We start from the raw sequence: 4,074 nt of genomic DNA, 5'->3' as shown, positions 1-4,074 counted from the left end.
GCTGTTGGCCACATCAGGGTGCTCCGGCCCAAGAACCTTTTCACGGATGGCCAGTGCACGCTGATAAAGCGGTTCGGCTCTGGCATAATCGCCTAAAGAATAATAAAGCAATGCCAGGTTGTTCAGGCTTTGGGCTACAGCAAGGTGTTCCGAACCAAGAACCTTTTCACGTATGGCCAGTGCACGCTGATAAAGCGGTTCAGCTTTGGCATAATCGCCTAAAGACCTGTACAGCTCTGCCAGGTTGTTCAGGTTGGTGGCCATATCAGGGTGCTCTGTGCCAAGGACTTTTTCATGGATGGCGAGTGCGCGCTTATAAAGGGGCTCAGCTCTGGAATAATCTCCTAAAGAATAATACAGCAATGCCAGGTTGTTTAGGCTGGTAGCCACAACAGGGTTCCCTGGCCCAAGAGCCTTTTCACGAATGGCCAGAACTTCTTTAGCGATTGGGATGGCTTTGGAGTATTGACCCTGGCGATATAGATTGACCACCTGCTGATTAAGGGCTTTCGCCTTTTTAAGATCAGCCTCTTGAGCGTTTGAATTCGGGGAAAGTGATAGGAAAAAGAAAAAAGCTACAAGAAAGAAAACTACTGGTTTGAATGGTTTCATTTTAAATCCCTCTAACAGAATTTGTCAGGTTCGAATGATGGGTTTAAATAAAAAAATCGAAGCGCATATAATTGCATTGATTTTCTCGTAAGGGTTTTTATGGATTCCTGCCTGCACGGGAATTACGGTTTGGCTGATAGAATATTTATCTAAAATTCATAGAGTTAGAAAAAACTGTGGATTTTTGATTAGGTGCTGTCTTGCCCATGGCTGAATGTTGTATGGAAAAACAGTAAATCCTTTGCTGAGTTCCGATGCTCTATATATTATATGCTCATTTTCTAATGCCAGTACTGCGCCGTCAGTACAATCGAATGTTTGAGCCATTGTGTCACCTTCGATGTAAGTACTCAGCATCTCTTTTTCCTCATGTGTTAAGTTCTTGAGTCTTATTTTGCCTCTATGGACAATAAACCATCCGTTGATTCTTCCTTTAATAAATGGGAAAAGCCCAAAAAAAGTATGAGAAAGTAGCAAGGCAACCGAAAGCCCAAAAAGGATTGCCAGCCATTGTTTGCTATATTCTCTTATGTTCAGTATGCCAACTTTCGACAATAAACTGTCCGGAGCAATAATACCGCCTAAGCAAAACAATGCAAGTCCAAGTAGAATTTTCGGCGTTTGAGCGATAATAAGTTTAAAGTATTCGATCATTAAGTCATTTTACTCCTAACCTTGCTCACCGGGCGCTGCTTTTTGCGATCCGATGCAGCAAAATGTTGTGCATTTATTATGTAAAATCGATTTTCTTGTCAAATTCCATTCCTTTTTCAACCAACCAGGGATGGATAATCTTTACCAAGTCTCTTTCTGAGAAAATATATCTTTTACATGCGTGAGAAACAAACGATTTACATGCTCGTTTGAATGGAGATCCAGTAATAGCACCAAATAAACTACCCGACCCTTTCATCAGCAGGGATACATATTCCTGTTCTCTTATTTTGTAGACATCGCAGTTTGATTTTTCAGAATCATCTCCTTCGATTTGCTCAGAATCATTCATTGCGCTTTCCACATTTGCGCAGTATTGTAATGCCCGGTCATTAAAGACAGTTCCCTTTTTTAGCTTGAACTTTGATTGTGCGGCCCACAAGGCAAACGCAAAGCAGAAGTAACCGATTTCGTTTTCATCCCAGACATTGTGGGGATCTTCTGGTATTGTTTCCCTATGGTTACTGAAAAATTCCTCTGCCATTTCGCATCCGAATCCAATCCAAGGATCATCTACCCATTCGGTCATTGTATCTCTCCTTTCAATATTGCATAATGTGGAATTAACCCGCTGAACGCAGGCCGGAAAAAATTGTCAGGAAAATTCGATAAAGCAATACGAACTTTCCGATTTAACCGGCGTTCTTGCGGTCGGTGTCGAATGATTTGTTATTTTTATGCGCATAATAACAACCTGTTAGAGCTAAAATACCTCCTCGAAATCAAGCTTGTATTCCCTGTCACTTCGGATGCAATCATATTTTTTCACGTGCCTCATATCATCTTGTAGGCATTCCATGATGTTATCACGGTCTGGTTTTGAAATTTTACAACCGAAATATATTGAGTGGATTTCTTGGGGGTGGAAGGAAATAAGATCAAATAATATCTCCTGGCCTTTATCGTCTGTCTTTATTGATGGATTTTCCATATTAAAAGAAGGAATAAACACTCGCCATTCCTGTTCGTAACACCAATGTGTGCTTTTGGTGAGAAAGAGTTTAAAAAATACAGCACGATAGTCTATTAAATCTGGAGACTGACCAGTTAAGTATTTAACATAGTTACTGAGTTCTGCGATTACAGGTGGCTTGCATGAATAATTAACTTTACGAGCAGCGATGAAAGGAGTATCTAATTCGGGCATACATTTAAATTTTATTACGACACCAGTATGATCTTTTGCATAATGAGCCCACATGAGTAAATTTAAATGATCTTCAGCCAAACTCAAAATTCTTGAAGCTTTTGATAAGCGATACCACCAATTGTTCAACTCCTCGAGATATTCTGTGCAAATTATTACAGTTTCTTCAGCGAATGGCTTGATTTCATGCCTCCAAACCTCCTTTGGCATTTTCTGCTGGCTTTGCTTTGCGATATGCCATATTTTTTTAATATCACGGAACAACTCAACGCTTTCATCCCCAACTGGTTCTTCGTGTCCGTGGATCATTTTGTATTGTTCGTCTGTGAAAGCCTCGATAAGCTCGGAGACCTCAAAGCCAAAATCCATTCTCGTTTGCGTGTCAAATGGGTCATTGAAGATAGCAGGGGAACTGTATTTAAGTGTACGAGATTGAAGAATTTTTAAAGCTGCTTCTGCAGGTATATATTTGTAAAAATATTCTCTGTCGTGGCTCATTTTTTAATATATAACGCCTTTTGTTTTATTGTTTTAATAATTTAAGCAATGAAATGCTATTATCATGGGGGCTTAAAATAATTGTAAAAATTGCAATTCTTTTCATGAGCCCTCCTGGTAAATCTGGTTTTAAATGTCATAAGCGTTCACGGAACGCTGAAAATAGAAAATAGAAATTGGAAATTAGGTTTTCATGCTTTTGTGCTGTAGAATTTTGTCTGATTTTATTTTTTACCACGAAAACACGAAAGGAGGAAAGCACGAAACATCCTTTTCCCCTAATTCTTTTTTCGTGTTTTCGCCTGCCCCGTAGGTCCGGTAGATCGTACCGGGGTCTTTCGGGCTTTCGTGATTGGTTTTTTGTTTTGGACAGAGTTTTTCAACTTTTGTGATACTTATCAAAGTCGTGCCAAACCATACCTGATAATTAGGTGGGAGTGGCTGTGGTGTCATGCCCATTCATTACAGCAAAAAAAAGGGCTCAAACCGAAAATTTGAGCCCTTTGAAATTTATTTAGCGGTTTTATTTATGCGCCAACTTCTTCCTTTACTGAAACAGCGATTTTAAACAGGATGGTTAAGACGAAAAATCCTATTGCCCAGACACCGAGGGCTATCAGAATTTCAGGAATAGATGGAAAATATTCATTTACATGATGCAAAGGGTTGGGGACAAATCCACCGGAGATCATGCCGAGCCCTTTGTCGATCCATGTACCTACAAAAGTAGTTATACAGGCTACGGTAAGAATACCCTCATTTTTTCGAGTTATTGGATTAACAAGTAAAATAATGCTTATTAGCATTAAAACCATGGATGTCCACATCCAGGGAACCAGAGCACCGTGCCCGTGAAGACCGACAAAAAGGTATTTAATGTGATCCATGTGTTCCGGAATATTGCTGTAAAAAACGGTAAAAATTTCACAAAGGAAGAAAAAGACATTGATCGAAATAGCATATGCAACAATCTTGGCAAGAGACTGAATCTGTTCTCTACCCGGATCGTAATTTGTAACCCTGCGGATAATAAGGCATAAAAGAATCAATAATGCCGGACCTGCTGCAAAGGCTGAAGAAAGAAATCTGGGGGCTAAGATAGC

Annotated in this window: 5 protein-coding genes; all 5 read right to left on the bottom strand. The window is 39.8% G+C overall.

The genetic code is table 11. From position 1 onward, the window contains the following. On the bottom strand, positions 1-612 hold a 612-nt coding region (locus K8S13_RS11255), incomplete at its 3' end, for a tetratricopeptide repeat protein (protein ID WP_291462544.1). 156 nt (positions 613-768) lie between these two features. Continuing rightward, positions 769-1,266, bottom strand: coding sequence for a super-infection exclusion protein B (locus K8S13_RS11250; RefSeq protein ID WP_291462543.1), 498 nt, complete (start codon positions 1,264-1,266; stop codon positions 769-771). A gap of 76 nt (positions 1,267-1,342) precedes the next feature. Beyond that, the gene (locus tag K8S13_RS11245) at positions 1,343-1,855 is read right to left on the bottom strand and encodes a hypothetical protein (protein WP_291462542.1); all 513 of its coding nucleotides are present in this window, start codon (positions 1,853-1,855) and stop codon (positions 1,343-1,345) included. A 174-nt stretch (positions 1,856-2,029) separates the two neighbouring features. Further along, positions 2,030-2,971 (bottom strand): DUF2971 domain-containing protein, encoded by a 942-nt coding sequence (locus K8S13_RS11240; protein ID WP_291462541.1) that lies wholly within the window; start codon positions 2,969-2,971, stop codon positions 2,030-2,032. Positions 2,972-3,498: 527 nt separating this feature from the next. Then, positions 3,499-4,074: NrfD/PsrC family molybdoenzyme membrane anchor subunit (gene nrfD / locus K8S13_RS11235; RefSeq protein WP_291462540.1), on the bottom strand; the 576-nt coding region annotated here is incomplete at its 5' end.

Source organism: Desulfobacula sp., from assembly GCF_021107415.1.
The sequence above is the reverse complement of the archived record's forward strand: the minus strand, read 5'-3'. Positions and strand labels throughout refer to the sequence as shown.